The organism is Acinetobacter apis (genome assembly GCF_900197575.1).
Lineage (GTDB): Bacteria > Pseudomonadota > Gammaproteobacteria > Pseudomonadales > Moraxellaceae > Acinetobacter > Acinetobacter apis.
Genome location: NZ_FZLN01000002.1, coordinates 303,250 through 319,089 on the forward strand (window position 1 = coordinate 303,250; position 15,840 = coordinate 319,089).

Sequence of the window (15,840 nt, forward strand, 5' to 3'; positions counted from 1 at the left end):
TCAATCGTTATTATGGATTGGATTGCTCTTGTGCATGACAGCATGTACAACAAAGCGTCCGCTTACCCAAAAAACAACCTCTCCTATCTTGCAACAGCAACGTATTGATTTAAAAAACATACCATTAAGCCCAATTTTACCTCTGCCTGTTGCAGGTGTTTCGCGTCAGCAATTGACAGATACATGGGGTGCAGCACGGAGTGCTGGACGGCGTCACGAAGGTGTAGATATTATGGCTCCACGTGGAACACCCGTATATAGTACGACCGTAGGTATTGTTTCAGGATTACAAAGTAACCCCTTAGGTGGCAATGTGGTGTGGATCCTTGGACCAAGTGGTTCTTGGCATTATTATGCACATTTAGACCGTCACAAACGTGGGTTGGCTGTCGGAGACATGGTAAAAGCAGGCGATTTGATCGGATATGTTGGCAACAGTGGAAATGCCAAGTACACTGCAAGTCATTTACATTACGGTATTTATTTACAAGGTAAAGGTCGTGGTGCAGTCAATCCTTTTCCTTATTTACATGGTGATTTTTAATGTCAGATCATTTAATTGAACGTTTAATTGCATTTGCAGAATCAGGGAATCAGCAAAAAGTGACACTGTCATCGGCAGTACATCAAGGCTGGATTATGGAAGTTGCTGAACAAGGTATTTTACTCAGTACAGGATTTCAAGAAAAAACCGGCAAAGACATGTGGTTTTCCTTTAAGGACTTACAACAAGCAGAACTTGCCTATTGGGATAGCAAAACCAGTCAATGGGTTGCTTTTACGCTTTAGCAATAAGGTTATTTGATCATGTCTCATTCTATTCAGCGCTGCGCATGGTGTACCAATGATCCGATTTACATTGCCTATCACGATGAAGAGTGGGGAAAACCCTTATATGATGAGCAAGCCCTTTTTGAACTGCTATGTTTAGAAGGTCAACAAGCTGGTTTAGCTTGGATCACGGTTTTAAAAAAAAGAGCTTGTTATCGCAAGCACTTTTTTCAATATACTGTTGCTGAAATTGCAGCATTCACAGATCAAGACATAATGGCAAAGCTAACAGATCAGGGATTGATTCGTCATCGGCTTAAATTAATGTCTATTCGGGACAATGCCATTGCATGGCAACAGCTTAAACATCAACATGGTGATATGTCAGCATGGCTTTGGACATTTACACATCAGCCTATTCAAAACAATGATATTCCTGACCATCATCATATTCCAACATCGACCAAAGAAAGTGTTCAGCTTTCCAAACAACTCAAAAAACATGGCTTTAAGTTTGTAGGTCCAACCATTTGTTATGCATTTATGCAAGCATCTGGTATGGTCAATGATCATGAAAACCACTGCCCATTTAAATAAATTCCATCACAGTTTGAATGTCATTGATTTATAATTTATGGTTAATATTCACAACTTATCTCCCCCAACACCATGATCGAACCTGCCCAAATACAAGACTGCGCTGATATTATTTACGTCATTCAAAAAAGTATTTTATCTTGTGTTTTAGATCATCAAAATAACACACAAATCATTGCAGATTGGCTTGCCAATAAAACTGTAGAACAGCTCAGTTCATGGATGCAACACAACCCCTCTTATGTATACCGAGATCAACAGCAGCGTATTATTGCTTTTATTTTATTTTCTAAACAAGGTGACATATTATTAAATTATGTACTGCCTGAAGGCCAACACCAAGGTATTGGCTCACAACTGATTGCGCAGGTCAGATATCACCTACAACAACTTTCTATTACTCAAATATGTGTTGAATCGACATTGACTGCAGCACCTTTTTATCAAAAACAAGGGTTTATTCATGTCGCTAATTTATATGATAATCACGAAATTTATGCTTATAAAATGGTTCAATTTATTTATTAGTATTTAGTAATATACATCAAGGTATTGCAAACTATGCACAAAAACGCTGTGTTACATGGTGAATCTTATAGATTTGTGCATTAAATTTTGAACATACAGTATAACCATTTCTCACACCGCCCAAAGACAATGCAATTTTTTGGCTCGCTAAATTTTCTTCAGCCACCAAATAAGTGAACTGCTCAATTTCTAGCTCTAAAGCTGCCCATTCAATTAAAGCTTGTACAGCCGCTTTACCAAAGCCTTCGCTATGGCGCTCTTCTTTAATCCAAATGCCTACGCGTGGATCAATTGCAATACGATGTAAACCAACTAAACCTAAAAACTCATTGGTTTTACGTTCACGTACTGCAAACACAATTTCTAAGCCTTTTTTTAAATTATCCGCCCAACGTCGATACACTTTTTCAAAGTCATAAACGTCTTTGGGTGGATCCCAACTCATAAATTTTGCAAGGTTTGGGGTGACGGCAGCAAAGGCCTCTTCTACATCATAATCGCTAAACACACGTAACACGACTTGTTCTGATGTAATCTCTACATTATCTCTTAAAATCATAACGACTTGACTATTCTAATTCGGATATGCTCAGACTAAGCTCAAATTATGACAATTCATTGACCACAAGATGATATGATCCAAAATAATATAAACCGTAACAATTGAGATACTTAAATTAATCAAACCCGAAAATAATTTCGGGTTTATGTATATTTTGTAAACTTATATATTGTTTAAATTTAATACATCTTTCATATCGTATTGTTTTGCATCACGTCCGATAACCCATCCTGCAGCACGAATTGCACCTGATGCAAAGTTCATACGGTTAGTGGCTTTATGCGTCACTTCAACACGCTCACCTTCACCAATAAACATCACTGTATGCTCACCAACAATATCACCACCACGAATAGTCTCAAAACCAATAGTTTGGCGATCACGTGGGCCTGTGTGCCCTTCACGACCATAGACTGCCACGTCTTTCAAATTACGTCCCAACGTGTCGGCAACAGCCTCCCCCATCATCAGTGCTGTTCCTGACGGCGCATCAACTTTATGACGATGGTGTGCTTCAATAATTTCTATATCCACTGTATCTGCAAATACTTTAGCAGCCAATTCAAGCAGTTTAATCGATACATTCACACCAACTGAATAATTGGCTGCATACACCACAGGGATATGCTCTGCAGTTTCTGCAAGTAATTGCTTTTGTGCATCAGAAAATCCTGTGGTGCCAATTACCATGGCAACACCTGCTTCACGGCATAATTTCAAATGCTGTTCTGTGGCAACAGGCGATGTAAAATCAACCACGACATCCACATTGGCGAATACATCTTGTAAATGACCTGACACTTGAACACCTACTTTTCCAATACCTGCAAGCTCCCCTGCATCTGTACCAATCAGTGAACTCTCAGGACGCTCTACAGCAGCAGCCAACTCATAGCCTGCTTGCTGAACGGCCTGAATTAAAATACGACCCATACGACCGCCTGCACCTAGAATGCCGATTCTTGGCAAATTTGACATGATTTCTCCGTAGCATTTATTTTACTGAACTTACTATAGCAAAACTCAGACAGATCGTGTTTCTGAAAATAAAAAACCTGCCAATTGAGGCAGGTTTTTGAAAGTACATGCTATTAATCAAAAATACGATCAAAGAATGATTTCTTTTTTTCACTTGAATGCGTTTCGTTGCCATCAATGGTGCTTTGTAGTTCTTTTAACAACTCGCGTTGGCGTGCGGTTAAATTAACTGGTGTTTCAACCACAACACGACACAGCAAATCACCCACCATGCTTGCACGAACAGGACGAACGCCTTTACCACGCAATCTAAACACTTTACCGTTTTGTGTTCCTTCAGGAATCTTCAAGCTTAAACGGCTGTCTAGTGTTGGAATTTCAACTTCTTTACCAAGTGCAGCGTCCACAATATTAATTGGGACATCCATATACAAATCTGCACCATCACGTTGAAAAATTTCATGCTCACGAACAGCCACTTCAACATATAAGTCGCCTGACTGACCGTTACGAATCGCTTCGCCTTTACCATTTAAACGAACACGGTCGCCATTATCTACCCCTGCTGGGATAGTCACTTCAAGCGTTTGCTGACGGTCTTTTACACCTGAGCCATGACATGTTTTACATGGGTTTTTAATGATTTTACCTTGCCCATGACATGTGCTACAAGTTTGCTGTACAGCAAAGAACCCTTGCTGGATACGTACCTGTCCTTGTCCATGACAAGTTTTACAGGTTTCAACATCATTCGGGTTTTCTGAGCCTTTACCATCACAGGTATTACATGGCGCAGGCGCAGTGAAGGTAATGGTTTTTTTCACGCCTTTTACCGCTTCTTCAAGCGATAACTCTAATACATAGCGTAAATCTGCACCTTGGCGTTGTCTTTGTTGTGAACGACCCCCACCACCAAATGCACCACCGAAAATATCGCCAAACTGGCTAAAAATATCATCTGCACTAAAGCCGCCATGACCACCGCCCCCGCCGCCAAAGCCACCTTCGAATGCATTATGACCCATACGGTCATACATGCTGCGCTTTTCTGAATTCGACAGCACTTCGTAAGCTTCAGTGGCTTCTTTAAATTTTTCTTCAGCTTCAGGGTTATCTGGATTGCGGTCAGGATGATACTTCATCGCCAATTTACGATAGGCTTTTTTAATTTCATCATCACTTGCGGTTTTAGCGGTTCCTAAAACTTCATAATAATCTCGTTTAGCCATGGTAGGCGACGCTCCTCACGGAAATTCAAAATACAGTAATTGACGAGTTACGTGGGGGTTTGAAGCTATTTTTACAAGGCTTATTTCAATAAATAATATTTTATTAAAAAACTGCTTTATTTTTCAGGTATTTGAAAAAACCTTTTACAAAAGCATTCAATAAAATCATCCATGCAATGAATAAAAATATAATGCCAACAACTGTACATGCTGTAACCCACTGATATGCATCCCAAGTATAAAAATGCAAAGGAATCAGCCACAGTCCCCCAAAAAGCGTAATACAAATAAATAATAGCACATGGCGCATGACCCATAATGCTTGCGCTTGGATCCAAACTTCTGCATTGGCAGATTGTGCAACTCTTGCTGACATAAAATAAGCAAGGACACCACTGACCACAGTAAACAGTGTTAAAAACATAAAAATATATGCCCATGTCATCAAACGGCGTTGCTGAGCAATATGATTTGTTCCCATATTTTTTTTAACCAAATTTGCTGATTCTGTCTCATGCGAAAAACAGCAAACTTTCCCTTTATTAGATGTTATAAAATCAACCTTCTAGTATAAGAGGTTTTTGTTGTTTTAGCATCTAATTTGCATGAAAAATAAGACAAATAATAGAGAGTTTTATAGGGCAAATGTAAACTTATATTTCTCAAATTTAAGCGATATTCCGCTATGATATAAATTCAGGGACAAGGCAAGATTTGTATGTGTGATGCTAGACCATTGGCTAAAGATTTTTCATTTTATTTTTGCTATGGTTAATCCAATTATTCAGGACTTAATAATTGAATCATCACTGTCTTAATTCGATAAAATCATACTCAAATAAAGGAATTTATTATGGCACAAAGTATCGATGCTCCGTTACGCGATGATGTACGCCTTCTTGGTAACCTGCTTGGAGATAATCTCAAACGGCATGTTGGTGAAGACTTATTTAATCAAGTTGAGCAAATTCGTGCATTAGCAAAAGGCGCTAGCGATGGTGATATCGAAGCAGAAAAACAGCTTGAGCAGTTGTTTTTAAATTTAGAAGATGATGCATTTCTACCGCTTACACGTGCATTTACCCATTTTTTAAATTTTGCCAATATTGCAGAACAATACCACGTGGTTCGTGGCCGTCGTGCAGCAGAGTTTGATGATCAAAAAGCATCACCCAATCCATTGGGACCATTGTTTGACAAACTTCAAGAACATCATATTGATCAGGAGCAAGTCTTTCAGCAAGTTTGCGATTTAAACATTGAGCTGGTATTAACCGCTCACCCGACGGAAGTCAGCCGTCGAACGCTTATTCAAAAATACGACAACATTAACCGTTGCCTTGAAACGCTTGATCAAAAAAAATTAACCCCACAGCAAAAAATTAAAGTCGTTGAAAACTTAAAACATCTAATTTGTTCTGCATGGCATACCGATGAAATTCGTCAGCAACGCCCAACCCCACTCGATGAGGCAAAATGGGGCTTTACTGTCATTGAACAAACATTGTGGAAAGCAGTTCCTCGCTTTATTCGAGAATTAGGCGATTTGGTCGAAGAGAAATTTGGTAAACGGTTGCCAATTGATACAGCACCGATTCGTTTTGCATCATGGATGGGCGGTGACCGCGATGGAAACCCAAATGTAACTCACAAAATCACACAACAAGTATTGTGGTTTTCTCGCTGGCAAGCCACTGACTTATACTTAAGAGATTTAGAAAGTTTAAGATGGGAACTGTCTATTCAAGAATGTACTCCTGAATTAAGACAAGCTTTAGGCAATGACCATGTCGAACCTTATCGTGAATATTTACGAGCAACACGTGAACGCTTATTGGTGACTCGTCAATGGTTGGCTGACCAATTACAAGGTAAAAATCCAAAAGATGACCCACGCCTCATCCGTGATCGAAGTGATCTGCTTGATCCATTGATGTTGTGCTATAACTCGTTGGTAGAATGCAACTTATCTGAAATTGCAGATGGTAATTTATTAGATTTCATCCATCGTGTGCACTGCTTCGGTATCGAATTATTAAAGCTTGATATTCGACAAGAATCAGGTCGTCATCGCCAAGCTATATCAGCAATTACTGAATATTTAGGTTTAGGTAACTTTGAAACTTGGACAGAGCAAGCCAAACAAAACTTCCTATTAAATGAATTACAAAGCAAACGCCCACTTTTGCCACGTTTTATTAATGAAACAGAAGAAACCCTGCTCATTAACCATCCTGATGTAAAAGAAGTTTTTGCAACCATGCGTACTTTGGCAAAACAACCTAAAGAATCTTTAGGTGCGTATGTCATTTCTATGGCTGAATATCCAAGTGATGTACTAGCCGTCTTATTGCTACAAAAAGAAGCAGGTATTCAGCATCCGCTTCGCGTTGTACCTTTGTTTGAAACACTCAAAGATCTAGACGGCGCAGCAAAAACCATGGATGTATTATTTAACATGCAATGGTATAAGCAGCATGTGAATGGCAAACATGAAGTGATGATTGGCTACTCAGACTCCGCCAAAGATGCAGGCTTTATGTCTGCGAATTGGGCACAATACCGTGCACAAGAAGAACTGACTGCAGTTGCAAAACAACATGGTATTCAATTGACATTATTCCATGGTCGTGGCGGTTCAATTAGCCGTGGTGGTGCGCCAACACAGCAAGCACTATATTCACAACCACCTGGTTCTATTTCAGGTGCAATTCGTGTGACTGAACAAGGTGAAATGATCCGATTTAAGTTTGGTGTGGAAGATATTGCGCTGCAAAACCTTGAAATTTACACTGCAGCCACCTTAGAAGCCACCTTACTGCCACCGCCTGTACCAAAACAAAAATGGCGTGACTTAATGGATCAAATGACTGAAACATCAGTTGATTTGTATCGAAAAACAGTTCGTGAAAACCCTTATTTTGTGGAATATTTACGCACAGTCACGCCTGAACTTGAACTGCAAATGCTGCCATTGGGCTCACGTCCTGCAAAACGTAAAGTCAGCGGAGGCATTGAGTCATTGCGTGCTATTCCATGGGTATTTGCATGGACACAAATCCGCCTCATGCTGCCTGCATGGTTAGGCACAGGTGCTGCACTGGATGAAATTTTAGATGAAAACAAAAAAGCCGAGCTTGAAGAAATGCTCGACAATTGGCCGTACTTCAAGACATTGATTGATATGCTTGAAATGGTGTTATCTAAATCAGATGCCGATGTGGCTTTGTATTATGAACGACGACTTACAGACAATGAAAATTTACGTACATTAGGCGATGAGCTTCGAGGGCGTTTACAAGATGCTATCGATACCTTGCTGAAAGTCAAAGGTGAATCTGAATTGCTCAGTCAAAATGAAGTACTTGATCAAGCCATGCGGGTGAGAAAAACCTATCTCATGCCACTGCATTTACTCCAAGCAGAACTGATGCGTCGACGTAGAGACTACTTAACCCATCATCAAGCTGAACATACGCCAATTGATCATGCGCTCATGGTCAGTATTACAGGGATTGCAGCAGGCTTGCGTAACACAGGCTAACCATCATTTAAAGCACATACCATATAGAGAATAGCAAAAGCTATTCTCTATATTTTTTTAAAAGCTTGAAAAACTCATCAAGTTCTTCTGCCTCGTAATTGGCATCATGCAAAACATGATGTTTTAAATGCTCTTCAATTAATTCATTCATCAGACCATTAACTGCCCCTTTAATTGCAGCCACCTGCTGTAATACATCTATGCACGAGGTTTCTTCATCCTGCATTTTCTTATTTACAGCTTGAATTTGACCTTGTAATCGCCCGACACGATTCAAAATTTTTTTGTTTGAATTTAAATGACCCATCTAGACACCTGTACTCATCTCAATATACTATACCTAGTATAGTATATTATGTATTTCATGTTATGAAAAAAGCGACTATATCACAGCAACATCAACATACCTTCCATGAAAGTAATCCATTAGCACAACGTAAAATTTTAATTGCAACTGTAGTGACTGCTGTCATGATGGTTATTGAAATTATTGCTGGGACTGTATTTCAATCCATGGCATTACTTGCAGATGGTTGGCATATGAGTTCTCATGTGATTGCCTTGGGATTGGCTTATCTGTCCTATCGTGCTGCAACACACTATGCAAAAGACCCACGTTTTAATTTTGGTTCATGGAAAATTGAAATTTTAGCGGCATATACAAGTGCCATTTTACTCATGGGCGTGGCGATATTAATGGCGATTGGTTCAATCAATCGTTTATTTCATCCGGTCTCTATTGAATATAATGAAGCTATTTTTGTGGCAACTCTTGGTTTACTCATCAACTTGGTTTGTGCTTGGCTATTAAAAGACCATCATGATCATACACATGAACATCATGGACACCTTCACCATGCACATCATGCCGAAGATCATCATCATGTTCATGAAGATCTCAATCAAAAGGCAGCTTTTTTACATGTAGTTGCAGATGCCACCACATCGGTTTTGGCCATTATTGCACTTATTCTTGGCAAATATTTTGGATGGGATATTTTAGATGCCATACTGGGTCTAGTAGGTTCTGTTTTGGTTGCGCAATGGTCATGGGGTCTACTGAAACAAACTGGCGTAATTTTACTTGATGCTGAAATGCAGCACCCGATTGTCGAGCGTGTATTACATACACTGTCACACAGTACGCTATTGGCTGATGCCGTCTTAACAGATGTGCATTTGTCGCAAGTTAGCAAAAATAAATTTTCATGTATGTTGCAAATTGAATCAGCAAATCAGTTGGTCACTGCTAAAGAAATTCGTCATCTATTGTCTATACATCATGAATTGGTACATACCACCATTGAAATTAATCCGCCTGCACCCGCATAAACAATGATCATTTATTTAAGTTAGGCAAATTCATTGAATTTTCAAAACAATTTAAATGGGTTTGCCTGCTTTTATATTTTTTAATCAAAAGCCTATATTGATTTTTCTTATGGTCTACGACATTTAAATAACTCATTTATATTTAAAAGATTTGATGAATGATTTTAAAGTGAACTATTTGTCTGATTATTTTTTCATATGAGCTTAATTGGTTTTGCCAATACAATTAATCATATCTCATTGAAAAATATAAATTTTAAATTATGATTTTCAACTGTTTAATTTAGCTCTGTTGGTTTTATTTTACACAATCTTTTGCCTGAACATTTTATGATAAAATAAAGTCTCATATCAGACTTAGCTGATTTACTGCCGTCTAAAATATGGATTATTAACGCTTTTACACGATTTTAACAACAACTCATTTATGATCGGAAATAACTATTAAACTTATCATCTTAATCTTATTTAAAGATGGTGAAAAAATGAGTAAAATTAAACCTCAAGTATGGCATGGTGTCCTAGGAAAAATTATGCACTTTAAAAAATCTTTAGCAATCGTCGCATTGATTGCTCCAGCTTTAGTTTCACAACATACCATTGCAGCAGACCCACTTACACGTGATAACGGTGCTCCAGTTGGAGATAACCAAAACTCACAAACAGCAGGCGCTAACGGTCCAACGCTTTTACAAGACGTTCACCTCATTCAAAAATTACAACGCTTTGATCGTGAGCGTATTCCTGAGCGTGTTGTCCATGCACGTGGTACAGGTGTTCATGGTGTATTCACACCATCAGCAAACATTTCAGACTTAACCATTGCACAAGTGTTCAAGCCAGGTACAACAACGCCTGTATTTGTACGTTTCTCATCAGTGGTTCATGGTAACCATTCACCAGAAACTTTACGTGATCCACGTGGCTTTGCAACCAAGTTTTATACTCAGCAAGGTAACTGGGACTTAGTGGGTAACAACTTCCCAACATTCTTTATTCGTGATGCCATCAAGTTCCCAGACATGGTTCATGCATTTAAACCAAGTCCAAAAACAAACCTTGGTGACATGTCACGTACATTTGACTTTTTCCAACATGTTCCTGAGTCAACACGTACGTTAACTGAATTGTTATCAAACAATGGTACGCCTGCAAGCTACCGTTTTATGGATGGTAACGGTGTTCACGCGTACAAATTTGTCAATGCACAAGGTCAAGTACATTACGTTAAATTCCATTGGAAAAGCTTACAAGGCATTAAAAACTTAACGCCAAAAGAAGTTCCTGTGGTTCAAGGCCAAGACTTCAGTCACATGACTGCTGACCTTGTAAACAGCATTAACCGTGGTGACTATCCAAAATGGGATTTATACATCCAAGTATTAACGCCTGAAGATTTGGATAAATTTGACTTTAACCCATTAGACGCAACTAAAATCTGGCCAAATGTACCAGAGCGTAAAATTGGTCAAATGGTGTTAAACAAAAACGTAGACAACTTCTTCCAAGAAACTGAACAAGTTGCTATGGCGCCATCAAATATCGTTCCTGGTATTGAGCCATCAGAAGATAAATTGCTTCAAGGCCGTGTATTCTCTTATGCAGATACACAAATTTATCGTATTGGTACAAATGGTTTAAGCTTACCAATTAACCGTCCTGTAACGCCTGTAAACAATGGCAACCAAGATGGTCAAATGAACATTGGTAACACAAAATCAGATGTCAACTACGAGCCAAGTGCACGTCAACCACGTTCACAAGTTGCTGCTGGCCGTTATAGCCAACTTCCTTTGACAGGTACAACCCAACAAACGAAGATTCAAAAAGAGCAGAACTTCAAACAAGCTGGCGATCTTTACCGTTCATTCTCAGCGTCTGACCGTAAAGACTTGATCCAAAACTTCGGTGGCGCACTTGCTGGTGCTGACGAACAAGCGAAATATAAGATTGCTTCTTTCTTGTATAAAGCTGACCCAGAATACGGTACAGGCGTTGCTAAAGTAGCTAAAGCTGATGTAAACCGTGTGAAAGCGTTAGCTGCACAATTAGAAGACTAATCATTCATATTGATATGCTCCTCAAGGAGCATATCAATTTAATATGAAGTGAGGATGCAATGAAAATACAATATGCGCTATTCATCAGTCTCAGTTTAATTGGCATGGCTTCAACAAGCTTTGCTGCAAACACCGCAAAAACTACGCCTGCCTCTTCTGCTGCACAATCAGAAGACATCAAAAAACAGCTTCGTGAATATTATTTTGATGCTGCACGAACTGGCAACACAAAAATGCTCAATGAATTTATTCAAGCTGGATATAACTTAAACTCACAAGATGAGAAAGGCTATACTGCGCTGATTTTAGCAGCTTATCATGGTCATAAAGCCATGGTCGATCAGTTATTAAAAGCAGGTGCGAATGCCTGTGTACAAGATAAAACTGGAAACACTGCACTGATGGGTGCAATTTTCAAAGGTGAGCTTAAAATTGCAAAAACTTTGATGCAAACCGAATGCTCTCCTGACCAAAAGAATAATGCAGGTCAAACTGCTAGCATGTATGCTGCTTTATTCCAACGTAAAGAAGTTTTAGACAGTTTGGTGAAACAAGGTGCCAACACACAACTTAAAGATGCGCGTGGCAACAGCGTCGATAATTTAAGTCGTGGTGAGTTTAAATAACTTCATCACCGATTTTCTGCTTTATATTTCTTCTCTAATACATTATTGAAAATACTTTCAATCATCCATACACGATATAAACTATTGAAAGTATAAGTTTCTTCATTAATCTTTAAGACCAACACTGGAAAGTCAGGTTGGGCTTTAGACGAACATACTGCGTCATTTTCCTTTAACTGCGCATTGACATCTATCTCTGTCAGATCTGCAATGTGCAGGCTTTTTCGAACCTTTAATGCATGTGGGTGATACGTCAAATCACAGCCTTTAGCCCATACCGACCTTAAAATGGTATAAATCGCATCAATGCGTTCATCTTCTGGTACGCTATAAAATAAACGCGCCATTTCATAAACCCCTTTTTCAGTCGGTCGACAAAACGGGGTGAAATCTACTTGGGCACGCTTAGACAACCTAGTTGCTAAAGACCAATCAAATTGGTCACGACCATGGTAAGTTAAAGGGTGTACACGCAATTGAATATTGTAATAGCCTGCAAGCTCTTCTTTAATATAAGCCAATAGTAGCCAACTGATTGGATCTTCAAGGGCAATGTACAAATCTAGTTCAGGGTGCATCGCTTGAATGTCTGCAAGCTCTTCTGGATCACCCATTAAGTGTTCACGCCATTCAATATGATTGGTCAAGAAGATTGGATTTTCAGTCAATAATTTTTGTTGTTTTAAACGTCGTGTTAACCGTAATAAATTGTCTACAGCATTGTATTTGCGCCCACCAAACTCAAAAAAACTAACCAACAACGGTTCATCATTAAATATGCGTTCTGGATAATTTTTTGGCGTAGCTTGACGACTTGCCATTGTATAGAGGGTGCGCAATTTGCCATATTGTTGTTGCCACAGCATGTGAAATACATTTTCTAATAAATATAGAAACTGCTCATCGCGTAATGGTGTGTTTTTTAAAATTGTTGTAGCTTGTTTTAATGCATCTTCACTTGGCAACTCTGGCTGATCATCATAGCCAAAGCGGTGTTGCTTGGCTAAAATTTTTGCATCATTCAAGGCATATTTACGCCATTTTTCTTCAGTCATCTGATTAGGTGGTTCAGCCGATTGACTTGAAATCACTACTTTTAAGGGTTTAATCGACTCTGTTAAGATCTCGTTTAACTGAATTAATTGCTGCACAATTAAATAGCTGTAAACATCATCTAATCGCAAATGAATTGTCAAACCTTGGTCTGTCGGCAACGTCTCTTGTCGCGAAGGTTGTTTATAAAACAACTTCGATCTCACAGGATCAAACCACCGCCGTAGAAAAGACATTTCTTGAGCCTCTTATTGAACCATTAAATAATAGATAAAAATGAGTATGCTTGAGCAAAGCTTAACTTTGCAATATTTAAGACATTTTAGTTTAACAAAATTTATGTGTAATGACTGTTATATTTAAAAGCTAATTCAGTCTGATTGTTTTTATCACAGATAAAATCTGAGATGCTCACACAGAGCATCTCAGAAAACGATTTTTAATACACAATACGGACAGCGCCTTTGGCTGCGCTGGTTGCATGTGCTGCATAAATTTTTAATGCATTTGATACTTTACGTGGACGGTCTTCTTTTGGCTTCCAACCCAATTGTTCTTGGGCAATACGGCGCTCAGCAAGGACTTCATCTGATACAAGTACATTCATCGTACGGTTTGGAATATCAATTTCAATGGTATCACCGTCTTCAACCAAGCCTATAGCACCACCCTCAGCAGCTTCTGGTGAAATATGGCCAATTGATAAACCTGATGAACCACCTGAGAAACGACCGTCTGTAATTAAAGCACAGTCTTTTCCTAAGCCTTTTGACTTCAAGTAACTCGTTGGGTATAGCATTTCTTGCATGCCTGGCCCACCACGAGGTCCTTCGTAACGAATGACCACCACATCACCTGCTTTAATGTCTAACTTTAAGATGGCATCTACTGCTGCATCTTGGCTTTCAAATACACGAGCTTGACCTGTGAATTTCAAAATCGAGTCATCAACGCCTGCGGTTTTCACAATACAACCATCAAGTGCAATGTTACCAAACAATACCGCTAAACCACCGTCTTGTGAAAAAGCATGTGCTGCATTACGAATTACACCTGTTTCACGGTTGCCATCTAAAGTCGGATATTGACGGCTTTGTGAAAATGCCACTTGTGTTGGAATACCACCTGGTGATGAACGATAAAACTCCATCACGGATTCATCTTCACTGGTAATGATGTCCCATTTATGGATCGCATCTGCCAAGGTTTTTTCATGCACAGTGCTAACCGATGTATCTAACAAGCCTGCACGACCTAACTCGCCAAGAATTGCCATGATCCCACCTGCACGATGCACATCTTCCATATGTACGTCTTGTTTTGCAGGTGCGACTTTACACAACACAGGTACATGACGTGATAAGCGATCAATATCTGCCATTGTAAAGTCAACATTTGCTTCATGCGCTGCAGCCAATAAATGTAGAACCGTATTGGTTGAACCACCCATTGATACATCAAGTGTCATCGCGTTTTCAAAAGCAGCTTTAGTTGCAATTGAACGTGGTAATACACTTTCATCACCTTGCTCATAATAACGCTTAGTAATGTCTACAATCACTTCACCTGCACGTAAAAATAAATTTTTACGATTAGCATGGGTTGCAACAATTGAACCATTGCCGGGTAAAGACAAACCCAAAGCTTCTGTTAAGCAGTTCATTGAATTGGCTGTAAACATGCCTGAACATGAACCACATGTTGGACACGCAGAACGCTCAAAGTCTTGTACTTCTTCATCAGTATAGCTTTCATCTGCTGCAACAATCATTGCATCAACAAGGTCAATGGCTTTTTCATTGCCACGAAATTTTACCTTGCCCGCTTCCATTGGACCGCCTGACACAAAAACCACAGGAATGTTTAAGCGCATTGATGCCATTAACATCCCTGGTGTGATTTTGTCACAGTTTGAAATACAGACTAAGGCATCTGCACAATGCGCATTGGCCATGTATTCCACTGAGTCTGCAATCAAATCACGAGAAGGCAAAGAATACAGCATGCCATCATGACCCATGGCAATCCCATCATCAACAGCAATGGTATTGAATTCTTTGGCCACACCACCTGATGCTTGAATTTGCTCAGCCACCAATTGACCTAAGTCTTTTAGATGCACATGACCTGGCACAAATTGGGTAAATGAGTTGACTACAGCAATGATTGGTTTCCCAAAATCATCATCTTTCATTCCTGTTGCACGCCATAAACCGCGTGCGCCAGCCATATTTCTTCCATGTGTCGATGTTTTTGAACGATAATCAGGCATGTGTTTTTTCCAAATTGATGCTTGAGATGGTAATGCAATGTTGATGAATCATCAGCTTAAATTGCGTGTCATACAAATAAATTTTGTACCATCATAGTTTTTGGTTAACTGTTAATAAACAGCGATCTCGTCTGAGCATGCAAGAACTTTTTTAAGAACATTAAATTAATGGACTAGGTTGATGACCTCATCATAATTTGCATATTTCAGTGATGAATCATGAAAATGTCGCATTTGCGCAGAAGCAATACCTAAATAGATAGGTTGGGTAAGCATTCATCATCGCGC

The 15,840-nt window shown here is 39.2% G+C and carries 15 protein-coding genes; 8 read left to right on the forward strand and 7 right to left on the reverse strand.

From position 1 onward, the window contains the following. Nucleotides 1–34 precede the first annotated feature (34 nt). The 4 genes from CFY84_RS07975 (at nt 35) to CFY84_RS07990 (ending at nt 1,896) form a co-directional block, all read left to right on the forward strand. Nucleotides 35–544, forward strand: coding sequence for a M23 family metallopeptidase (locus CFY84_RS07975; protein ID WP_088823687.1), 510 nt, complete (start codon nt 35–37; stop codon nt 542–544). Continuing rightward, nucleotides 544–789 carry a hypothetical protein gene (locus tag CFY84_RS07980; RefSeq protein ID WP_088823688.1) on the forward strand — a complete coding sequence of 82 codons (246 nt, stop codon included), beginning with the start codon at nt 544–546 and terminating at the stop codon, nt 787–789. Before CFY84_RS07975 ends, CFY84_RS07980 begins: the two co-directional genes overlap by 1 nt. An 18-nt stretch (nt 790–807) precedes the next feature. Beyond that, the gene (locus CFY84_RS07985) at nt 808–1,368 is read left to right on the forward strand and encodes a DNA-3-methyladenine glycosylase I (RefSeq protein WP_088823689.1); all 561 of its coding nucleotides are present in this window, start codon (nt 808–810) and stop codon (nt 1,366–1,368) included. 72 nt (nt 1,369–1,440) lie between these two features. Beyond that, nucleotides 1,441–1,896 carry a GNAT family N-acetyltransferase gene (locus CFY84_RS07990; RefSeq protein ID WP_088823690.1) on the forward strand — a complete coding sequence of 152 codons (456 nt, stop codon included), beginning with the start codon at nt 1,441–1,443 and terminating at the stop codon, nt 1,894–1,896. Between the two features lie 31 nt (nt 1,897–1,927). On the opposite strand, the gene CFY84_RS07995 is transcribed toward CFY84_RS07990, so the two are convergent. From CFY84_RS07995 to CFY84_RS08010, 4 genes are all read right to left on the reverse strand, one after another. Beyond that, a complete protein-coding gene (locus CFY84_RS07995; protein ID WP_088823691.1) occupies nt 1,928–2,455 on the reverse strand; it encodes a GNAT family N-acetyltransferase in 528 nt (175 codons plus the stop codon). 165 nt (nt 2,456–2,620) lie between these two features. Then, nucleotides 2,621–3,436, reverse strand: a complete 816-nt coding sequence (gene dapB / locus CFY84_RS08000; RefSeq protein WP_088823692.1) for a 4-hydroxy-tetrahydrodipicolinate reductase — start codon at nt 3,434–3,436, stop codon at nt 2,621–2,623. 113 nt (nt 3,437–3,549) lie between these two features. Next, a complete protein-coding gene (dnaJ, locus tag CFY84_RS08005; protein WP_088823693.1) occupies nt 3,550–4,665 on the reverse strand; it encodes a molecular chaperone DnaJ in 1,116 nt (371 codons plus the stop codon). Between the two features lie 103 nt (nt 4,666–4,768). Next, nucleotides 4,769–5,146: a hypothetical protein gene (locus CFY84_RS08010; protein ID WP_088823694.1), complete on the reverse strand. Its 378-nt coding sequence runs from the start codon at nt 5,144–5,146 to the stop codon at nt 4,769–4,771. A gap of 372 nt (nt 5,147–5,518) precedes the next feature. Here CFY84_RS08010 and ppc point away from each other — a divergent pair, with 372 nt between their 5' ends. Continuing rightward, on the forward strand, nt 5,519–8,209 hold the full coding sequence (gene ppc, locus CFY84_RS08015; RefSeq protein WP_088823695.1) for a phosphoenolpyruvate carboxylase: 2,691 nt from the start codon (nt 5,519–5,521) through the stop codon (nt 8,207–8,209). Nucleotides 8,210–8,249: 40 nt separating this feature from the next. Here the strand turns inward: ppc and CFY84_RS08020 are convergent, their stop codons facing one another. Then, nucleotides 8,250–8,516 carry a metal/formaldehyde-sensitive transcriptional repressor gene (locus CFY84_RS08020; RefSeq protein WP_088823696.1) on the reverse strand — a complete coding sequence of 89 codons (267 nt, stop codon included), beginning with the start codon at nt 8,514–8,516 and terminating at the stop codon, nt 8,250–8,252. A 62-nt stretch (nt 8,517–8,578) separates the two neighbouring features. Between CFY84_RS08020 and dmeF the strand changes: the two genes are divergently transcribed. From dmeF to CFY84_RS08035, 3 genes are all read left to right on the forward strand, one after another. After that, nucleotides 8,579–9,541 (forward strand): CDF family Co(II)/Ni(II) efflux transporter DmeF, encoded by a 963-nt coding sequence (dmeF, locus tag CFY84_RS08025; RefSeq protein WP_088823697.1) that lies wholly within the window; start codon nt 8,579–8,581, stop codon nt 9,539–9,541. A 557-nt stretch (nt 9,542–10,098) separates the two neighbouring features. Further along, complete coding sequence (locus CFY84_RS08030; RefSeq protein ID WP_407640203.1) at nt 10,099–11,601, forward strand: catalase; 1,503 nt, start codon at nt 10,099–10,101, stop codon at nt 11,599–11,601. Nucleotides 11,602–11,660: 59 nt separating this feature from the next. Next, the gene (locus CFY84_RS08035) at nt 11,661–12,227 is read left to right on the forward strand and encodes an ankyrin repeat domain-containing protein (RefSeq protein WP_213062826.1); all 567 of its coding nucleotides are present in this window, start codon (nt 11,661–11,663) and stop codon (nt 12,225–12,227) included. 5 nt (nt 12,228–12,232) lie between these two features. Here the strand turns inward: CFY84_RS08035 and CFY84_RS08040 are convergent, their stop codons facing one another. After that, entirely contained in the window at nt 12,233–13,516 is a 1,284-nt protein-coding gene (locus tag CFY84_RS08040) for a hypothetical protein (protein WP_088823698.1), read from the reverse strand. A 203-nt stretch (nt 13,517–13,719) separates the two neighbouring features. Beyond that, nucleotides 13,720–15,552, reverse strand: a complete 1,833-nt coding sequence (gene ilvD, locus CFY84_RS08045; RefSeq protein WP_088823699.1) for a dihydroxy-acid dehydratase — start codon at nt 15,550–15,552, stop codon at nt 13,720–13,722. Nucleotides 15,553–15,840: the final 288 nt, after the last annotated feature.